This window comes from Siccirubricoccus sp. G192 (genome assembly GCF_019084075.1).
In the GTDB taxonomy this organism is placed as follows: domain Bacteria; phylum Pseudomonadota; class Alphaproteobacteria; order Acetobacterales; family Acetobacteraceae; genus G192.
This window is the reverse complement of the sequence record NZ_JAHREN010000001.1, coordinates 5,028,535-5,047,177: the sequence shown is the minus strand read 5'-3', so window position 1 is coordinate 5,047,177 and position 18,643 is coordinate 5,028,535. Positions and strand designations below refer to the sequence as shown.

Sequence of the window (18,643 nt, the reverse complement as noted above, 5' to 3'; positions counted from 1 at the left end):
CACTGGAAGCGGCCGCCCGCCGGGTCTTTACTTTCCGCATGGCCGCCGGGCGGCCCCGCCGGACGCCCGCAAGCAAGGCAGGGAGAGCCAAGAATGGACAACAAGGTGCGCCGCATCGGCATCCTGGCGCCGCCGGGCAATGTGGCCATGGAGCGCGAGCTGCCGGCGCATCTGCCGCCCGGCGTGGTGATGAACCACAACCGCCTGTCGCGCCCCGGCAACGCCATCTCCCGGGAATCGCTGCTGGCCATGGCGGAGTCCCTCGAGCAGGCGGCGCACGACCTCGCGCAGGCCTATCCCGAGGTGATCGTCTATGGCTGCACCAGCGGCAGCTTCCTGGAAGGGATCGGCAACGAGGCGCGGCTCGCGGCGCGGATCACCAGCCGCACCGGCATCCCCGCGGTCACCACCTCCACGGCGGTGGTCGAGGCGTTGCAGGCGCTGGGCGCGCGCCGGGTCTTCCTCATCACCCCCTATCCGGACGAGGTGAACGAGCACGAACTGGCCTTCCTCAAGCATTTCCGGATGGAGACCGTCGCCCTGGAAAGCTTCCGCTGCCCGACCAGCGAGGATATCCGCACCATCTCCTCGGACCAGGTGGCGGAGCTGGTGCTGGGCAATGCGGCCGCCATCCGCGATTGCGACACCATCTTCATCAGCTGCACCAATCTCCTGACCCTCGACCGCATCGCGATGATCGAGGCGCGGTCCGGCCGGCCGGTCATCAGCTCCAACCAGGCCTCGCTCTGGGCCGGGCTGGCGCGGATGGGGGTGCCGATGGGGGGGCATTACCGCCGGGCGGCTGTTCCAGGCCGGCCCCGCCGCAAGGGCCGCGTAATCCAGCGGCGGGGATCGCGGGCGATGCTTTCCAGACGGCTCCTCCTGGCCGCGTCCGCCTTCGCCGCCCGGCCGGCCGGCGCGAGCGAGCCATTCCCGACCCGGCCGCTCCGCCTCATCGTCCCCTATGCGCCCGGCGGCTCGACCGACCTGCTGGCCCGCATGGTGGCCGAGCGGATCGCGCCGGGCCTGGGCCAGCCGGTGGTGGTCGAGAACCGGCCCGGCGGCGGCGCCATCATCGGCAGCGAGGCGGCGGCGCGGGCGGCGCCGGACGGGCATACGCTGCTGATGGCCACCAATGGGTCGCACGCCATCAATGTCGGCATCTTCCGCAGCCTCCCCTATGATCCGCTGCGCGACTTCGCGCCGGTGACGATCGTTGCCTCGGTGCCGCTGGTGCTGGTGGTGGCGCCCGGCTTCCCCGCGACGACCCCGCAGGAGCTGGTGGCCTATGCGCGGACCAGGCCCGGGCAGCTCAGCTACGGCTCCGCCGGCACCGGCGCCTCCGGCCACCTGGCCGGGGAGATGCTGAAGCGGCTGGCCGGGATCGACATGGTGCATGTGCCCTATCGGGGCGACGGCCCGGCGCTGGTCGATGTGATCGGTGGCCGGCTGGCCATGAATTTCGCCAACCTTCCGGCCGCGATCGGCTTCATCCGCGCCGGCACGCTGCGGCCCCTCGCGGTGAGCGCCGGGTCGCGCACGCCCGCATTGCTTGACATCCCGACCCTGCGCGAGGCCGGCATCCCGGAATTCGAGGTGGACCCGTGGTATGGCCTGATGGCGCCCGCGGGAACACCGCCCGCCGTGATCGGCCGCTTGCAGTCCCTGGTGGCGGTGGCGCTGGCCCTGCCTGACGTGCGGGAGCAATTGGCCGGGCTCGGGGCCCAGCCGGTCGGCAATAGCCCGGCGGAATTCGCCACGGTGCTGCGGAACGATATCGCCCGCTATGTGCGGGTGGCGAAGGAGGCGGGGATCGAGGCCAATTAATCAGCCTTGATATCCGCTCTGGCGATCACCTCGCGCCAGGTCTCGCTCTCCCGCCGGAGGAATTCGGTAAAGGTGGCGCGGCCGAGCGGCGCGGCGTCGAAGCCGATGCTCTCCAGCTTCCGCCGGAGCTCCGGCTGCGCCAGGGCGGTGGCGCAGGCCGCCTCCAGCCGTTCCGCGACCGCTGCCGGCAGCCCGGCCGGGGCCGCCAACCCGTACCAATTCGTCGGCTCGAAGCCGGGCAGGGCCTCCGCCACGGTCGGTGTCGCCGGGCTGCGGGCCGAGCGTTCCGCCGAGGTCACGGCCAGGAGCCGCACCTGGCCCTGCTCCACCGCCGCCCAGGCCGAGCTGTCACTGAAGAAGACATCGACATTCCCCGCGGCCAGGTCGCTCATGGCCGGGGCGGTGCCACGGTAGGAGGCATGCACGAAGCGGCCGGTGCCGAGCCGGAGGTTGAACAATTCCGCCGCGAGATGCGTGACGGTGCCGATCCCCGCATTGGCGAAGCGCAGCCGCGTGGGGTCGCTGCGCGCGATGGCGAGCAGGCCGGCCAGGTCGCGCGCGGGGAAGTCCGGGCGGCAGACCAGCAGCAACGGGCTGGTGCAGACCCGCGAGACATGCGTGAGGGCGAACGGCGCATAGGGGCTCGGCCGCAGTTGCGGGCCGATGGTGACGGTGCTCGGGCTTGTCATGGCCAGGGTATTGCCGTCCGCCGGCGCCTGGGCCATGGCCTGCATGCCGATGGCGCCGCCGGCGCCGGAGCGGTTGTCCACCACCAGCGGCTGGCCGAGCGAAGCCTCCATCGCTTCCGCCAGGACACGGCCGGTCAGGTCCACGCCGCCGCCGGCCGCGAAGGGGACAATCAGGCGGATCGGCCGGTCCGGCCATGCCGCCCGGGCGCGTTCCGGCGCCAGCAGGAAAGGGGTGGCGCCGAGCAGCAGCCGGCGGTGGATGCGCAGGGACATTGATGGGCGCTCCCGGCCTGGAGGCGGCATCGTGGCCGTGCGGCGCCCCGGGCCGCAAGGACAAAGCGCGCGGCGCCGCCTCACCCCTTCCTGCCGTAGCCCCCGCCGCCCGGCGTGCGGATGGTGACGATGCTGCCCCGCTGCAGGGTCTGCTGGCGCCGTGTGTCGGTGGGGGTGCCGTCGATCAGCACCTCGCCCAACGCGCCGGCCTCGCCGCCGAAGAGGCCCGGGGCGGCGAAGCGCAGGCGTTCGGTGACGAAGACCGCGGCGACATCGGCGGCCTCGCATTCCACCACGGTCTCATGGCCCCGCCCGCCGGCCTGCCGCCCGGCGCCGCCCGAGCCCTCGCGCAGCGCCTTGCGGTGGACCAGCACCGGCGCGGTCCGCTCGGCGATCTCGACCGGGGTGGCCGAAATGTTGGAGGGCCAGGAGACGGCATCCACCCCGTCCTGCGCCGCGCCGGCGCCCGTGCCGCCATTGAAGAACAGCACATTGGCGAAGGTCCGGCCGCGATCATCGGTGCCCGCCAGGTTCATGATCCAGAGCGGGCTGCCCGGCGCCGCGCGCACCTTCTCGGGCAGCACCTCGGCCAGGGCGCCGAAGATCAACGGCGGCACGTAATGGCCGGTGGCGGCCCGCCCGCCCACCGCCGCCGGGTAGCGCGGGTTCAGGATGCAGCCCTCCGGCGCGGTGACGGTGATGGCGCGGAAGATCCCGTCATTGTTCGGCAGTTCCGGCAGCAGCAGCGCCTTGATGGCGAAGGCGGTCATGGCGGTGGTATAGGCCAGCACGCAATTCAGGGCGCGCGGCTGCTGCGGGCTGGTGCCGGCGAAATCCACCGCCACGCCGCCGCCGCGCAGCGTGACCGCGACCTGGAAGGTGAAGGGCTCCTCCAGCCCGTCGGTCTGCATGGCATGGCGCCAGCAGCCTTCCGGCAGGGCGGCGATGCGCCGGCGCATCTCGGCCTCCGAGCGGCCGAAGATCTCCGCCGCCACCGCCGCCAGATCGGCCAGGCGATGGTCGGCCAGGGTCTGGCAGACGCGGTCATGGATCAGCGCCAGCGCCGCGACCTGGGCCCAGACATCGCCCTCGGTCTGGTCGGGCGTGCGCACATTGGTGCGCAGCAGGGTGATGAGGCTGGCATCCGCCGCGCCGTCGCGCAGCAGCCGCATCGGCGGGATATGGAAGCCTTCCTCGAAGAGCTCCCGTGCCTCGGTGCTGCGGATCCGGCCGCCGATATCGGGCACGTGGCTCGTGGTGGCGCCGAAGGCGACGATGCGGCCACCGCTGAAGACCGGCCGCACCAGGGAGATGTCGTTGAGGTGCCCGGTGCCGATCCAGGGATTGTTGGTGATGTAGACATCGCCCGGCCGCATCGTCTCCGGCGGGACGGCGGCGCAGACGGCGCGCACCGTGGCCGGCAGGGTGCCGATGAAGCTCGGGATGGAACCGGTATTCTGCGCCAGCGAATGGCCCGCCGCATCGGTGAGCACGCAGGCGAAGTCGTTCGCCTCGTTCGACAGGGTGGAGAAGGAGGTGCGGACGATCGCCTTCGCCGCCTCGTCCACCGCCGAGATCAGCCGGGTCCAGACCAGCTCCAGGGTCACGGGGTCCAGGGCCATCAGCCGAGCTCCACCAGGATATTGCCGGAATCGAGCACGGTGAACCGCCCGGCGGGGCCGACCACCAGGGTCGAGCCGGCCTCCTGCACCAGGGCCGGCCCCGCGGCGGTGAAGCCGGCGGGCAGGGCGGCGCGGCTGAAGACCGAGGCGGTCATGGTGCCGGCCTCGAAGCGCACCTCGCGCCGCTCCGGCCCGGTGCCGGCGGCGGTGCCGAGGCGGGGCGTCGGGGCGGTGGCCTTGCGCCGGCCGCGTAGCACCACCCGGGCATGCACCAGGTCGATCGGCACGGCGGGCGGGGGGCGGCTGTAGCGGGCTTGGTAGGCACGGTGGAAGGCTTCCGCCACCAGCCCGTGCAGCGCCGCATCCGCCACCGGCCAGGGGGTGGGCGGCAGGGGCACCGGCATATGCGCGCCCTGGCCGACGCAGCGCGCATCCACCAGCCGCTCCGGCGCCAGCGCCGCATCCTGCCAGCCGCCGAGGGCGAGCACCTCGCGCGCCTCGGCCTCCAGCGCGGCGAAGGCGGCGTCCAGATCGGCGGCGCTCCATTCCTTCAGCCGCCGGCCCAGGGTGGCGACGCGGTCCACGCGCGGCGGCGCCGCCAGCATGCCGAGCGCCGAGGCGACACCCGCCTCCGGCGGCACGATCAGCCGGCGGATGCCGAGCTTGCGTGCCAGATGGCAGCCATGCACCGGGCCGCCGCCGCCGGTGCAGACCAGGGTGAATTCGGCGGCATCGCGGCCGCGTTCCGCCAGATGGGTGCGGGCGGCGCCGGCCATGGCTTCGGTCGCCACGTCATGGATGCCCCAGGCGACATCCTGCGGCGCCAGGCCAAGCGCCTCGGCCAGCCGCGCCACCGTGGCCTCCGCCGCCGCGCGGTCGAGCGGCAGCTCGCCCCCGGCGAAGCGGGCGGGATCGAGGTAGCCCAGCAGCAGGTTCGCATCCGTCACGGTGGGCGCCTGGCCGCCGCGGCCATAGCAGGCCGGGCCCGGCTCCGAGCCGGCGCTGTCCGGCCCCACCTTCAGCAGGCCGATCGCGTCGCGCCGGGCGATGCTGCCGCCGCCGGCGCCGATCTCGATCAGGTCCACGGTGGAGATGCGGATGGGCAACCCGCTGCCCTCGATGAAGCGCGCCTGGCGGGCCGCCTCGAATCCGAAGACCACCTCGGGCTCGCCATGCTCCACGACGCAGAGCTTGGCGGTGGTGCCGCCGAGGTCGAAGGCCAGCACCCGCGCCTCCTCCGGCCCGGCGAGGAAGGCGGCGGCGAGACCCCCCGCGGCGGGGCCGGATTCCAGCAGTTGCACCGGGGCGCGCTGCGCTTCCTGTAAATGGGTCAGCCCGCCGTTGGAGAGCATCAGCACCAGCGGCCCGGCGATGCCGAGCCCGGTCAATTCGGCGCCGAGCCTCGCCAGGTAGCGCTCGGCCAGCGGCGCCACATAGGCATTGGCCGATGCGGTGGAGCCGCGCTCGTATTCCCGCACCTCGCGCACGATCGCATGCGAGGCGGTGACGGAGACCTGCGGGAAGCGCTTCTTGATGAGCGCGGCCGCCGCCGCCTCATGCGCCGGGTGCAGGTCGCTGTGCAGGAAGAGCACGGCGACGGATTGCGCGCCCATGGCGACCGCCTCGGCCACCTGCGCCTCCAGCGCCGCGGCATCGAGCGGCTGCAGCACCGTGCCGTCCGCCTTCACCCGTTCCGGCACTTCGAGCCTCAGCTCCCGCGGCACCAGCGGCGCCGGGGGCACGAGTTGCAGGTCATAGAGCTCGTAGCGGCGTTCCCGGCCGATCTGCAGGATGTCGCGGAACCCCGCCGTGGTGACCAGCGCCGTGACGGCGCCCTTGCGCTCGATCAGCGCATTGGTGAAGAGCGTGGTGGCATGCACGACCCGGCTCACCGCCGCGGGCGGCACGCCACGATCCGCGAGCAGGCGCCTGGTGCCGTCCAGGATGCCCAGCACCGGGTCCGCATGGGTGGTCAGGACCTTGAGGGTGCCGGACCGCAGGCCATCCGGGTCATGCAGGACCAGGTCCGTGAAGGTGCCGCCGATATCGATGCCGAGGGAGAGTGCCACGCCAGGTCACCTGCTGGGGAATGCCGCCGGGGCGCTGGCCCGGGGCGGGCCGCCATGCCCGCCACCGGACGCGGCCGGTTCAATGGGGAGGGGGAATATCGGGAGGATGGCGATGCCGGGACCAGGCCGGGTTTCCCGCGGTCGCCCGGCACCGGACAGGTCATGGCCCTTCGTGTTGCGCTTGCCGTTGCGCGAGCTTGGTGCGCTTTCGCCCCATGGGCAAGCCAGCTTGCCCTGCGCGCCTTTCAGCGCGGCCCCGTGCCGCCGCGCCCGATGCCCGGAATTGCAGAGGGGCGGCCCCTGCGAGGCCGCCCCTCCTCCGGTCGCCCCTGCGGCATGGGGCGTCACCGCGGCCGGGTATAGACCACCTCGGTGTTCTCGCCGCCACCGCTCAGCCAGGCCTCGCGGCCGGGGCCCGCGGGCAGCGCCGCGGGATACTCCAGCTCCTCCCCATCGCCGGAAGGGCTGGCGAAACGGGCCTGCCGGTTGGCCTGCGCCATGAGGCCGCCACCGCCGCCGGCGCCGCCGCTGTCGTAGGTGATGGTCATGTTCTCGCCGCCGCCCGAGATCGTGGCGCTGCCGCCGCCGACGATATTGCCGGGGACGCCGGACATGCCGTTCAGGGATTGCGCCTGCACCGCGCCGGCGGCGAGGCCCAGGGCGAGCGCGGCGGCGCCGAAGAGACGCAGGGTCTGGATGTGATGGAGAAACATGGTCGCCTCCGATGCGCGGATTGTCCGCGGCGGATCGAACCATGCGCGCAAGCCGGCCACGCCGATGTGTGCCGGCGCACACCCCGCGATTCCGCGTCGCGGGCGGACCGTTCGCGGCGCCGGGCCTCGCGGCCCTGTGCCGGCCGGACCGCTCCGTCGCCGAGGCCCGGCATCAGCGGCCGCGGCCGGTCCTGGCCTGCAACTCGTCGATGCGGCGGGATGCATCGGCCTTGGTCAGCCCGGGGTCGAATTCCTCTCCCGCCTCCTCGCAGAGGGTCTTGAGATAGCTGGCCTGGGCGCCGGTCATGCGCTCATCGCCGGTGGTCCAGTCATCCGGGTCCTTGATGGTATTGGAGCCGGGATCGGGATCCTGCTTCGGGTTGTCCTGGTGGTCGGCCTGGTTCTGCTGGCGTGCGGCCATGCTGCAATCCTCTTTCGAAAGCGATGTTCCCTAAACGTTCACGGTTGGCCAGGGTTTCCGTCGCGCCCGCACCGGCTTCGGCACAGGAAGCCCCGGGGCCGCCCATGCGTTGGCTCCTCGATGCCGGACTCCATGGACGACCCACGGGTGCTCTACGCCGCCGACCGCACCGTGCTGGCGGCGGAGCGGACCTATGCCGCCTGGGTCCGCACCGGGCTGGTGGCGCTGGTCGCGGGCGTGGGCGCCAAGACCTCGCTCGGCAGCGTGCTGCCGGAATGGGCCATCCTGTTCAACGCCACGCTGCTGGTGCTGTTCTCCGGCTTCTGCTTCGCGGTGGCGGTGTGGCGGGAATTGCGGCCGGGCCATGACTCGCCCCGGCGGTCCGATGTCTGGCGGTTGCCGCGGCTGCTGCTGGTGGTGGTGAATGGCGGGCTGCTGCTGGTGTCGCTGGGCGCATTGATGGGGGTCTGGTTCGGGCGGACCGGCGGCACTTGATATCGACGGCGCTTGATCGTGACCGATCAAGCGCCCCTCAGTCGCCGGGCGGGCCGCCTCCGCGGCCCTTGGCTACGCCGCACTGGCGGCGACCCGCAGAAGCGGGCTCGGCATCGGTCATTGACCGATGCCGTTGGTATGAATTGGCCCGCCGGGTGGCCGGCGGGCCGGCCTCAGGGCTTGCGGAAGCCGTGTAGGATCATGTCGTAGAAGCCCTCGGCGATTTCGGGCGCGGTCGCCGGGCCTTCGGGACTGTACCAGCGCGGCAGCCAGTTGAGCGCGCTCAGCACCAGCCGCGCCGCCAGCGCGACATCCAGCGGCCGGACCTCCCCCCGGTCCACCGCCTCCTGCAGGATGCCCCGCAGCAGGCCCTCGTATCTGTCGCGCCAGGCCAGCCTTTCCTTGCGCCGGCGCACCTGCGGGTCGTTCCAGAAGACCGAGGAGGAGGCGATCCAGGCCCAGCGGTACTGCTCGAAGAAGGCGGCCGATTCCAGCATGAAGCGGCGCAGCTTCTCGACCGGCGGCGCGGCCTCGTCGATGCTGGCCTGCACCCGCTCATACATCGCCCTGGTGGTGCCGAGGACGAGGGGGCGCAGCATCGCGTCCTTGTCCGGGAAATAGTGATAGAGCGTGGCCTTGGAAATGCCGCAGCCCTCGGCGATGTCGCGCACCGAGACGCCATCGAAGCCGCGCGTGGCAAAGAGCCGGCACGCCTCCGTCAGGATCTGCAGCACCCTCTCCTGGGGCGGGCCGCCGGCATCGTCCAGGCCCAGGATATCGGCCAGGTCCCTCATGCGCGCCTCGAAGGTGCCGCCGGCCGCCTCATTCCAGGGCGAGGCCGAGGCGCCGGACATTCTCCCGCTCCTCCGCCGCCTGCCGCCGGACAAATTCGGTATAGGTGGCGGGGTCCTTGTAGACCACGGGCTGGTCGAGCCGCGCCAGGTAGGCGAGGGATTCCGGCGCGTAGAGCGCCGCCTTGAACGCATCGTGCAGCACCGACACCACCTCCGGATCCATGCCCTTCGGGCCGGCCAGCCCATAGGGCGAGGTGGCGACGATGCCGTAGCCCAGCTCCTTCAGCGTCGGCGCGTCCGGGAAGCGGGGCAGCCTCTCCTCGGTCCAGACGCAGAGCAGCCGCAGCTTTCCGTCCAGGACGAGCTGCGACCAGTGGCTGGCCGTGGCGACGGCGTCGATCTGGCCGGAGAGCAGCGCATTGCTCAGCTCGCTGCCGCCGCGGAAGGGCGCGTGCAGCCATTCCAGGCCCTCGGCCTGCGAGAGCCGCTCCATCACCACATGCGATTCCGTGCCGATGCCCGGCGAGCCGTAGGAAACGGCACCCGGCCGCCGCTTCGCCGCGGCGACGAGATCGCCCCAACTGCGGAAGGGGGAATCCGCCCGCACCACGACGCCGAAGGTGTAGCCGGTCAGGCAGATGATCCAGGTGAAATCCTCCGCCGGGTCGAAGGGCGGGCGGGCCGACATGGCGGGCACGCGCATGACCGTCCCGGGCATCTGGCTGAGCGTGTGGCCATCCGGCCGCTCCGACAGCAGCAGCCGGGCGCCGAGGGTGCCCTGGGCGCCGGTGCGGTGCTCGATCACCACGGGCTGGCCGAGGTTTCGGCCGGCGATCTCGCCCAGCACCCGCGTATAGACATTCGGGCCGGGCGCCCAGACCGCGATGATGCGGATGGGGCGGTTCGGGAAACCCTGGCCAGCCGGAGCCTGCGCCAGCGCCGGCGCCGCCAGCAGCGTGGCGCCGGCGGCCAGGATCCCCCGCCGGCCGAGCGGCAGGGGGGTTCGGATCATGCTGCGTCCTTTCACGAAAGCATTGGCCGGGCCTGCTCCCTGCGGGCAGGCCCGGCCGGGGCGCCATGCTCAGGCCGGCCGGAACATCGGGAAGGGCGGCCCGTCATTCTGGGTGGGCTTGAAGGCGACCGTGACCTTCTGGCCGATCGCCAGGCTGTCGAGGTCGCAATCCACGATGTTGGTCATCATGGTCGGCCCCTCCTCCAGCGTCACATAGGCGATGGCATAGGGTTCCGGCGCGCGCTTCATGACGCTCAGGCTGTAGATGGTGCCGCGGCCGGAGCCCTCGCGCCATTCGGTCCGCTCGCTGAAGCAGAAGGGGCAGACCGCGCGGGGATACCAATGCGTCTTGCCGCAGGCGGTGCAGCCGCGGAGCAGGAATTTCCCCTCCCGCGCGGCGGCCCAGAAGGGCTCGGTCTCGGGGTTCGTCATCGGCGCGGGGATCGCGCGCTCCTTGCCAGCCATCGGCGTCACTCCCGTTCCATGATGAGCGTGGCGCCGCCATGCCGGCTGCCGAGCAGCCCGCCGGTGCCATGCGCCAGCGCGATGTCGCAGTTCTTCACCTGCACCTTCGGATGCGCCTCGCCACGCAACTGCCGCACCGCCTCGATCACCTTGGTGATGCCGCCGCGGTTCGCGGGGTGGTTGTTGCAGAGCCCGCCGCCATCGGTGTTGAAGGGCAGCTTGCCGGTGCCCGAGATCAGGTTGCCATCGGCGACGAACCTCCCGCCCTGGCCCTTCTCGCAGAAACCGAGATCCTCGATCTGCATCAGCACCGTGATGGTGAAGCTGTCATAGATGCTGGCGTATTTGATGTCGGCCGGCTTCACCCCGGCCTCCGCGAAGGCGGCCGCGCCGGAGCGCACCGCAGCGGAATAGGTGAGGTCCACCTCGCCGCCCATCTGGCCCTTCATGGATTCGCCGGCGCCCATCACCTTGACCTTCGGCCGCTTCAGGCTGCGCGCGATCTCGGGCGCCACCACCACCAGCGCGCCGCCGCCATCGCTGACGACGCAGCAATCCAGCCGGTGCAGCGGCGTGGCGATGAGGGGCGAGTTCACCACCTCCTCCACCGTCACCACGTCGCGCAGCATCGCATGCGGATTGTACTGCGCGTGCTGCGAGGCGGCGACCTTGATCCAGGCGAGCTGCTCGCTGGTGGTGCCGTACTGGTGCATGTGCCGCGCCGCGCACATGGCATAGGCATTCACCGTGGCGACGCCGGTGGGGAATTCCCATTGCGTGTCCGGCGCATCGGCGCCGCGGATGCGCGGCACCGCGCCGGAATGCCCCTCGCTGCGCGGCCGGCCGGCGAGGGTGATCAGCGCCACCCGGCACTTGCCGGCCATGATCGCCTCGGCCGCATGCGCCACATGCGCGATGTAGGAACAGCCGCCGACATCGGTGGAATCGAGGTGGCTGAGCTTCAGGTTCATGTAGTCGGCCATGGCCAGCGGGCCGAGGCCGGGCGCGTCGCCGGCGCAGAAATAGCCGTCCACATCCGCCTTGGTAAGGCCGGCATCGGCCAGCGCGCCGACCGCCACCTCGGCATGGAGTTGCGCGACCGACTTGTCCTTTGCCAGCCGCGTCGGGTGCTCGAAGGCCCCCGCGATATAGGCACTGCCCTTGATCGTCATGCTGTCCTCCCCATCCGTCCTATCCTCGTCGCCCCGGGCGGCCTCATGCCGCTTCCAGCAGCCGGGCGGCGTGCCAGTTGCGGTCGCCATACTCGAATTCCGCCAGCATGATCCGCCGGGCGAGCCGGCTGGCCGGCAGCGCCTCGGTCACGCCCATGCCCCCATGCATTTGGATGGCGGCCTCCGCCACGAAGCGCCCGGCCTCGCCGAGCCGCAGCTTGGCGAAGGAGACCTCCCGCCAGGGCAGGGCGGGCGCCGTGCCCGCTGCCCGCAGCAATTGCGCGACCAGGCCGCGGGTATTCTCCGCCGCGACATGCATCTCGGCAACCCGATGCCGCAGCGCCTGGAAGCTGGCGAGGGCGGTGCCGAATTGCACGCGCGCCGAAAGATAGGCGATGGTCTGCTCGATCAGCGCGCCCATGGCCGACACCGCTTCGACGCAGGTGAGGAAGGCGCCGAGGTCGCGCGCCGCCGCCACCGCCTCCCGCACCGCCGCGCCGCGGGCCAGCAGCCTGGCCGGGCTGTGCAGCGCCAAGTCCGCGCTCAGCCGGCCGTCGATCCGCAGATGGCGCGTTACGGCGAGGCCCGGCGCATCGGCCGGCAGCAGGAAAAGCCCCGGCTCCGCCGCCGCGATGGGGCAGGCGAGCAGGTAATGCGTCGGCTCCGGCACCAATTCCAGGCCGAGCAGGCTGCCTTCCAGCAGCCAGCCCTCGCCCTCCATGCGCGCCGTGACCGCGCCGGGTTCCAGTACCGGGCAGGGCCGCATCCGGCCGGTCGCCACCGCTGCCTGCATCGCCGCATCGGGAACGGCCCGCAGCAGCATGGGCACCACGCCGCAGGCGGCGGCGACGGGCAGGGGCATGGCGCTGCGCCCGGCGCCATCGGCCAGCGCCACCAGGTCGGCGATCGCGCCGCCGGCGCCGCCCGCCGCTTCCGGCAGCAGCGTCCCGGCCCAGCCAAGCTCCAGCAGATCCCGCCAGTGGCGGGCGAGGCAGGCGGCACGGTCCGGCGGGTCCTGGCGGTGGGCGAGGTCCTGCTCCAGGGCAAGGCCGAAGCGCAGCGCCGCCTCGAAGGCATCGCCGGGCAGCAGGGGCTTGGGGGCGTAGGCCATGGCGGTCAGGTCCCGAAGAGCTGGCGGGCGATGACGTTCTTCTGCACCTCGCTCGATCCGCCGAAGATCGTCTTGGCGCGCAGATACAGGTAGTTCTGCAACCATTCGATCTCCCCCACCTCGGCATTCGGGCCGGAGGCATCCACCGGCCGGAACCGCGTGGCGAGCCGGTGGCCGACCGCATCCAGCGCAACCTGGCTGGTGCGCTGCATGGCCTCGGAGGTGGAGAGCTTGAGGACGGAGGGCGCGATGCCGAGCGGCCTGCCATTCATCACGTCATCGATGGCCGCGAGGCCCAGTTCCCGCGCGCCGCGCAGCTCGGCTTCGATCTGCAGCAGGCGCATCGCCAGCATCTCCCGCTTCAGCCGGTTCTGCGGCCCTTGCAGCTCCGCCGCCACCAGCGCCCGGGCGCGGTCGAGGAAGCGGAAGGCCGGCGCGACATTGGCGCCGCCCAGCCTTTCGCGGTCGAGCAGGAATTTGCCATAGGTCCAGCCCTTGCCTTCCTCGCCGATGCGGTTGGCGGCGGGCACGCGGACACCGTCGAGGAAGACCTCGTTCACATGATGCCAGCCATCGATCGTCGGCACCGGGCGCACGGTGATGCCGGGCGAGCGCAGCGGGATGAGCAGCATGGTGATGCCCTCCTGGCGCTTGCCCGCGCTGGAGGTGCGGACCAGCGTGTACATCCAGTCGGACTCATGCGCGTGCGAGGTCCAGAGCTTCTGGCCGGTGACGACATACTCCTCGCCATCCCGCTCCGCCCGCGTCTTCAGCGAGGCGAGGTCGGAGCCGGCGCCCGGTTCGGAATAGCCCTGGCACCACCAGTCCTCGCCGTTCAGGATGCCGGGCAGGAAGTGCGCCTGCTGCTCCGGCGTGCCGAATTCGATCAGCACCGGGCCGATATGCCGAAGCCCATGGTGGTATTGCGGCGGGCAGTCGCATTCCGCCATCACCTCGTCGAAGGCATGGCGATGCCGCAGGTCCCAGCCCGTGCCGCCATGCGCCTTCGGCCAGCTCGGCGCGCCCCAGCCACGGGCATGCAGGATGCGCTGCCAGGCGCTCCATTCCTTGCGGCCGAGCTTCCGGTTCGCCGCGACCACGGCGCGGATCTCCGGCGGGCAATGGGACAGGGCGAATTCGCGCAGCGTGCGGCGGAAGGATTCCAGATCGGCGGCATCATCCATGGCCGGCTCGGTTCTCCCTGGACTGCGGCTGGCGCGTTCCGGGGCCCACGCGCCACGCCTGGCTTCCGCCACCCATGCCAACCGGACGGTCGGTCAAAAGCGAGGCTAGGGCCCGGAGGCGGGCTTGGCAATCCTGCCCCGCAGGCCCCGGCCGGCCAAGCATCAGCCGGCCCTGGCGCCGGACCGCTCGACGATGCCGCGCCAGCGGTTCACCTCGCGCTCCACATAGCTGCGCAGCGGCTCGCCCGAGAGCATCAGCGGCGTGCTGCCGGTGCCGGACAGGGTCTGCGCCACCCGCGGCTCGGAAAGCGCGGTGGTGAGCCCCTCCGCGAGCCGCGCCACGATCGGCGCCGGCGTGGCGGCGGGCGCCATGATGGCGGACCAGCTGGTGGTCACGGCGCCATCGAGCCCGGCCTCGCCGATGGAAGGCACATCGGGCAGCGCCGGCATCCGCGCCGCGGCGGTGGTCGCCAGCGGCCGCAGCCGCCTGGCTTCCAGAAAGGCGCGGGTCGAGACCAGGTAGTCGAACATGATGTCGGTGCGGCCGCCGACCAGATCGTTCAGCGCCGGGGCGCTGCCCTGGTAGGGCACATGCGTGAACTGCACCCCGGCCTCCAACTGGAACAGCTCGGCCGCCATATGCGTGCCCGTGCCGATGCCCGAGGAGGAATAGGTGACTTCCCCGGGATGCGCCTTCGCATGCGCGACCAGCTCCTGCACGGTGCGGAAGGGCCGGTCCGGGTTGCAGACCAGCAGCAGCGGCGTCTGCGTCAGCCCATGCACCGGGATGAAGTCGCGCAGCGCATCGTAGCGCACGGAGCGGTAGAGCACCGGGTTCGTCGCTATGGTGCCCTGGGTGCCGTAGAGGATGGTATAGCCATCCGCCGCCGCGCGCGCCGCCGCTTCCGTGCCGATCGCGCCGCCGGCGCCGGGCCGGTTGTCGATCACCACCTGCTGGCCGAGTTCTGCGCCGAGCGGCTGCGCGACCAGGCGGGAGGAGGTGTCGGTGATGCCGCCCGGCGTGAAGGGCACGATCCAGGTGATGGGCCGTGCCGGCCAGCCCTGCGCCGCGGCGCGCCTGGCGAGAACGGGGACGAGCGCGGCGCCCAGCACCGCCCTGCGGGCGATTCCTGACATGATGTTTCCTCCGGTTATGGACCGACCGTTCGGTCGAGACTAGCGCGGGGGGCGGGACCTTGGCGACCCCGGGCGGAGTCCGGGTCCGTCCCTAGCCCGGCGCCCGCCGATGGTCCCGCCGTGCCGGCCGCTGCGGCGCCACCGGCACCGGTTCGGCCGGCCGGTTGATCCAGACCAGCCCGGTGGCGCTGCCGGCCGGCATCCCGCGTGCCAGGTCCCGGTCCATGCGGCGCAAGCGCGTCGCAAATTCCGGAGTGTAGATGCTGTAGTCCACGGCCGGGCGGGAAGCGCCGCCGCGGCCGGGCGCCGGCAAGGCGCCGTAGCGATCGGCATTGGGCCAGATGGCCATCACCTTGCGGGCATAGCCATAGCCGATATCGGGCGTCTGCGAGTGGTAGGCGGCGGCGGCCAGCGGCCAGCTTCCGCTGGCACGGTGCAGCGCCTTGAGGAAACGCGCCGCGTAATTGGCATTGGTCTGCGGATCGAAGGCGCTGTCGAGCGAGGCGAAGGCGTCCGGATGGTGCAGCAGGTTGACCTGGGCGCAGCCGATATCGATGGACCTGATGCCGCTCGCCTGGAACAGCCGCACGGCGGCGATCGCCTCCTCCTTGCTGGCATGGAAATAGCCGGTGCCGGCCACATTGATGGTCCAGGGCCAGGGCACGGTGCGGCCGGTTGCCGGGTCCGGCCTTCCGCTCTCGACAAGGGCGATGCTGCGCAGGAGGTGAGCCGGCAGCCCTCCGCTCCGCTCGGCGGCGGCGATGGCCGGCAGGCAAAGCCCGCCCGTCGCACCAGCGGGGGCAGGGCGCGGGTCCGCCGTGGCGACGATAGGGAGCAGCAGGAACAACGCCGTCATCAGGTGTTTCATGCGACCCGCCCAGCCAGCCACGGCGCGCCGAGACTATGCCGCAGGGACGGATGCCGTCGAGCCGGAGCGGATGGAACTCCCGCGATTGTTGGCTGCGGGTTCATTGCGCCCGGCGCTGCGTGTTCCGTGGCGCGAGCGATGCCATGGCGGAACCGAATTGCCGGCTCAGGCGCCGGCGGCCTGGTCCAGCGGGTGCAGGTCCCCGAGCATCGTGGGAATCAGCTCGCTGACGGTCGGATGGATGTGCATGCTGCGCTGGATCACCGTGCAGGGTGCCTTCGCGGCCATGACATCGAGCAGGGAGTGCACGATCTCGTCGCCTTCCACGCACAGCAGCGCGGCGCCCAGGATCAGCTTCGTCTCGCGATCGACGAGCACCTTCATGAAGCCCTGGGTTTCGCCGCGCTCCCTGGCGCGGCCGACGCGCGTCATCGGCAGATGACCCTTGAGCACGGGCCGGCCGGTGGCGCGCGCCTCCGCCTCGGTCATGCCGACACGGCCGAGCGGCGGATCGGTGAACAGCGCATAGGCCGGAATCCGGTCCGAGACACGGCGGGGGTCGTTGTCGAGAAGATTGGCCGCGACGATCTCGTAGTCATTGTAGGAGGTGTGGGTGAAGGCGCCCCGCCCATTGACGTCGCCCAGGGCCCAGATGCCCTCGGCGCTGGTCCGGAGCTGGTCATCGACTTCGATGTAGCCCCTGGCGTCGAGCGTCACGCCAGCGGCCGCAAGGTCGAGGTCCTCGACATTCGGCCGGCGCCCGACCGACAGCAGCAGGTGGCTGCCGCTGACGGATATGGGCCCGCTGCCCAGCGCCGCATCGAGCCGGATGCCGCCATCGTGTTGCGCGACCGCGACGTCGCGCACGCCGAGGTGGCAGGCGATGCCCTCGGCCTCGAGGATTTCGCGCAGGGTGTCCGATACGTCCGGATCCTCGCGCGCGATCAGCCGGTCGGCCATCTCCAGGACGCTCACCCTTGCGCCGAAGCGGCGGTACATCTGCGCGAATTCGAGGCCGATATAGCTGCCGCCGACGACGATCAGGTGGTCCGGGACGCGGTCCATCGCCATCATCGAGGTATTGGTGAGATAGGGCATGCCGGCGAGGCCGGGCCAGTCGGGCACCAGCGGCCGGCCGCCGGTATTGATGAAGATGCGCGGCGCGCTGAGCCTCTGGTTGCCGACGGCGACCTCGTGCGGTCCGGTGAACCGCGCCGATCCCCATACCAGGGTGAGATCCGGCGTCCCTCCGATCCAGGCGGCGAGGCTGTCGAGCGAGGCCTGCACGATCCGGTCCTTGCGCGCCTTCACGGCGGCCATGTCGACGCTCACCGCGCCGCCGATGCCCACCCCGTATTCCGCGGCGCGCCGGGCCATCTGCGCCACGCGGGCGCTTGCCACCAGGGTCTTGGTCGGGATGCAGCCGTCATTCACGCAGGTGCCGCCGAGATGCTCGCGCTCGATCAGCGCGGTCTTCAGGCCGCTCCGCGCGAGGCGGACCGCGAGGGGCGGCCCCGCCTGGCCGCTGCCGATGACGATCGCCTCGAATTGCCGGGTCATCCTGCCTGCCTTTCCTGCGTGGCCGCCGCGGGCGCCGGTCGCCGGACCTCATCCTGCGCGCAAGGAGGCCGGCGCGCATCAGGGCCGCGCTCATCACCAGCCCGGCCATCGGCATCGGCCCTGGCCGCGCGAGCAAGGCCGGCATCCGGCACCTCGCGCCCATGGCCGGGTTCCTGCCGGCGGCCTGGAATCAGATTCTCGCGATCAACCCGGGCCCGGCCGCACCACGCACTACAGCGGCGTGCCGAATTGATGGTTCGGCACGCCGCTGTAGCCTGTTGTTTGTAGAGCAGATTCACGCCTCCGGGCGGTTCCGCCCTGCGGCGATCTGCTCTAGCCGCGCGAGGCCAGGGCCACCCCGCCCAGCGTCATCGCCAGCGCCGCCATCTGCCGCAGCCCGAGCGGCTCATCCAGCACGAGCCCGCTGCTGAACACGCCGATCACCGGCACCAGCAGCGAGCCGATCGCCGCCGTGCTCGCCGGCAGCCGCTTCAGCGCCTGGAACCAGGCGAGATAGGCGAGACACTGCGCGATGACCGCCACATAGGCGAGGCAGCCCCAGCCGATGATGCCGACGCGCGAGAGGTCCAGCCGCTCGAAGGCCAGCGCCACCGCGACCACCGGCAGCATGCCGATGCCGAGCTGCCAGGCCACCATGGGCACGGGCGGCATCTGCACCGGGAAGCGCTTGGTGAAGACCGTGCCGGAGGCGAACATCAGCGCCGTGCCCAGGATGGCGGCGACGCCGGGCAGCTTTTCCGCCAGCACCGCCGCCGGCACCGAGACCAATTGCCCCGCCATCAGCAGCGTCACGCCGCCAAGCCCGAGCACCAGCCCCGCCAGGCGCCGCCAGGTCGGCCGCTCGCCGAGGAAGGGCCAGGCCAGGATGGTTGCCCAGACCGGCATGGTATAGGCGATGATCGCCGCCTCGGAGGCATCCAGCCAGAACAGCGACAGCGGCGCGACGCCGCTCCAGGAGGTGACGTTGAGGATGGCGGCGACGACCAGCCGCCCCCATTGGTCCGGCCGCGGCAACAGGGCGTCCCGCTGCGCGAGGGCGATCGTCAGCAGCAGCAGGATGGCGCCTCCGCCGGCCAGCACGCGGAAGAAATAGGGCGGCCATTCCTGCATCAGCAGCTTCATGACCGGCCAGTTGAAGCCCCAGGCCGCCGCCGTGACCAGCAGCAGCCCCAGACCCTGCAGCCGCGCGGAGCTCACGCGCCGGATGCGC

The 18,643-nt window shown here is 71.8% G+C and carries 17 protein-coding genes; 2 read left to right on the top strand and 15 right to left on the bottom strand.

The window, feature by feature from the left end:
* Positions 1-93: 93 nt before the first annotated feature.
* Complete coding sequence (locus KSF81_RS24345; RefSeq protein WP_217381168.1) at positions 94-1,827, top strand: tripartite tricarboxylate transporter substrate-binding protein; 1,734 nt, start codon at positions 94-96, stop codon at positions 1,825-1,827.
* Here KSF81_RS24345 and KSF81_RS24340 read toward each other — a convergent pair.
* The 5 genes from KSF81_RS24340 to KSF81_RS24320 all read right to left on the bottom strand — a co-directional run bounded on the left by KSF81_RS24340 (position 1,824) and on the right by KSF81_RS24320 (position 7,614).
* The gene (locus tag KSF81_RS24340) at positions 1,824-2,789 is read right to left on the bottom strand and encodes a tripartite tricarboxylate transporter substrate binding protein (RefSeq protein WP_217381167.1); all 966 of its coding nucleotides are present in this window, start codon (positions 2,787-2,789) and stop codon (positions 1,824-1,826) included. The genes KSF81_RS24345 and KSF81_RS24340 overlap by 4 nt on opposite strands.
* Positions 2,790-2,869: 80 nt before the next feature.
* Positions 2,870-4,411, bottom strand: a complete 1,542-nt coding sequence (locus KSF81_RS24335) for a hydantoinase B/oxoprolinase family protein (protein ID WP_217381166.1) — start codon at positions 4,409-4,411, stop codon at positions 2,870-2,872.
* Positions 4,411-6,480 carry a hydantoinase/oxoprolinase family protein gene (locus tag KSF81_RS24330; protein WP_217381165.1) on the bottom strand — a complete coding sequence of 690 codons (2,070 nt, stop codon included), beginning with the start codon at positions 6,478-6,480 and terminating at the stop codon, positions 4,411-4,413. Before KSF81_RS24330 ends, KSF81_RS24335 begins: the two co-directional genes overlap by 1 nt.
* Before the next feature lie 344 nt (positions 6,481-6,824).
* Positions 6,825-7,193 carry a hypothetical protein gene (locus KSF81_RS24325; RefSeq protein WP_217381164.1) on the bottom strand — a complete coding sequence of 123 codons (369 nt, stop codon included), beginning with the start codon at positions 7,191-7,193 and terminating at the stop codon, positions 6,825-6,827.
* Positions 7,194-7,365: 172 nt separating this feature from the next.
* Complete coding sequence (locus KSF81_RS24320) at positions 7,366-7,614, bottom strand: DUF3072 domain-containing protein (RefSeq protein ID WP_217381163.1); 249 nt, start codon at positions 7,612-7,614, stop codon at positions 7,366-7,368.
* A 132-nt stretch (positions 7,615-7,746) separates the two neighbouring features.
* Between KSF81_RS24320 and KSF81_RS24315 the strand changes: the two genes are divergently transcribed.
* Positions 7,747-8,109, top strand: coding sequence for a DUF202 domain-containing protein (locus KSF81_RS24315; RefSeq protein WP_217381162.1), 363 nt, complete (start codon positions 7,747-7,749; stop codon positions 8,107-8,109).
* Positions 8,110-8,282: 173 nt separating this feature from the next.
* Here KSF81_RS24315 and KSF81_RS24310 read toward each other — a convergent pair whose 3' ends face one another.
* The 10 genes from KSF81_RS24310 to KSF81_RS24265 all read right to left on the bottom strand — a co-directional run bounded on the left by KSF81_RS24310 (position 8,283) and on the right by KSF81_RS24265 (position 18,630).
* Positions 8,283-8,963 (bottom strand): TetR/AcrR family transcriptional regulator, encoded by a 681-nt coding sequence (locus tag KSF81_RS24310; RefSeq protein ID WP_217381161.1) that lies wholly within the window; start codon positions 8,961-8,963, stop codon positions 8,283-8,285.
* A complete protein-coding gene (locus KSF81_RS24305) occupies positions 8,932-9,915 on the bottom strand; it encodes a tripartite tricarboxylate transporter substrate binding protein (protein WP_217381160.1) in 984 nt (327 codons plus the stop codon). The genes KSF81_RS24310 and KSF81_RS24305 overlap by 32 nt, the downstream gene beginning before the upstream one ends.
* Positions 9,916-9,984: 69 nt before the next feature.
* On the bottom strand, positions 9,985-10,380 hold the full coding sequence (locus tag KSF81_RS24300; protein WP_217381159.1) for a Zn-ribbon domain-containing OB-fold protein: 396 nt from the start codon (positions 10,378-10,380) through the stop codon (positions 9,985-9,987).
* A 5-nt stretch (positions 10,381-10,385) separates the two neighbouring features.
* Complete coding sequence (locus KSF81_RS24295; protein WP_254453721.1) at positions 10,386-11,642, bottom strand: thiolase domain-containing protein; 1,257 nt, start codon at positions 11,640-11,642, stop codon at positions 10,386-10,388.
* Positions 11,596-12,663 (bottom strand): acyl-CoA dehydrogenase family protein, encoded by a 1,068-nt coding sequence (locus KSF81_RS24290; protein ID WP_217381158.1) that lies wholly within the window; start codon positions 12,661-12,663, stop codon positions 11,596-11,598. The genes KSF81_RS24295 and KSF81_RS24290 overlap by 47 nt, the downstream gene beginning before the upstream one ends.
* Before the next feature lie 5 nt (positions 12,664-12,668).
* Positions 12,669-13,847, bottom strand: a complete 1,179-nt coding sequence (locus tag KSF81_RS24285; protein ID WP_217381157.1) for an acyl-CoA dehydrogenase family protein — start codon at positions 13,845-13,847, stop codon at positions 12,669-12,671.
* A 162-nt stretch (positions 13,848-14,009) separates the two neighbouring features.
* Positions 14,010-14,984 carry a tripartite tricarboxylate transporter substrate binding protein gene (locus KSF81_RS24280; protein ID WP_217381156.1) on the bottom strand — a complete coding sequence of 325 codons (975 nt, stop codon included), beginning with the start codon at positions 14,982-14,984 and terminating at the stop codon, positions 14,010-14,012.
* A gap of 91 nt (positions 14,985-15,075) precedes the next feature.
* A complete protein-coding gene (locus KSF81_RS24275; protein WP_254453720.1) occupies positions 15,076-15,852 on the bottom strand; it encodes a lytic transglycosylase domain-containing protein in 777 nt (258 codons plus the stop codon).
* Between the two features lie 165 nt (positions 15,853-16,017).
* Positions 16,018-17,412 carry an FAD-containing oxidoreductase gene (locus tag KSF81_RS24270; RefSeq protein ID WP_217381155.1) on the bottom strand — a complete coding sequence of 465 codons (1,395 nt, stop codon included), beginning with the start codon at positions 17,410-17,412 and terminating at the stop codon, positions 16,018-16,020.
* 333 nt (positions 17,413-17,745) lie between these two features.
* Positions 17,746-18,630 (bottom strand): DMT family transporter, encoded by an 885-nt coding sequence (locus KSF81_RS24265; RefSeq protein ID WP_217381154.1) that lies wholly within the window; start codon positions 18,628-18,630, stop codon positions 17,746-17,748.
* Positions 18,631-18,643 lie beyond the last annotated feature (13 nt).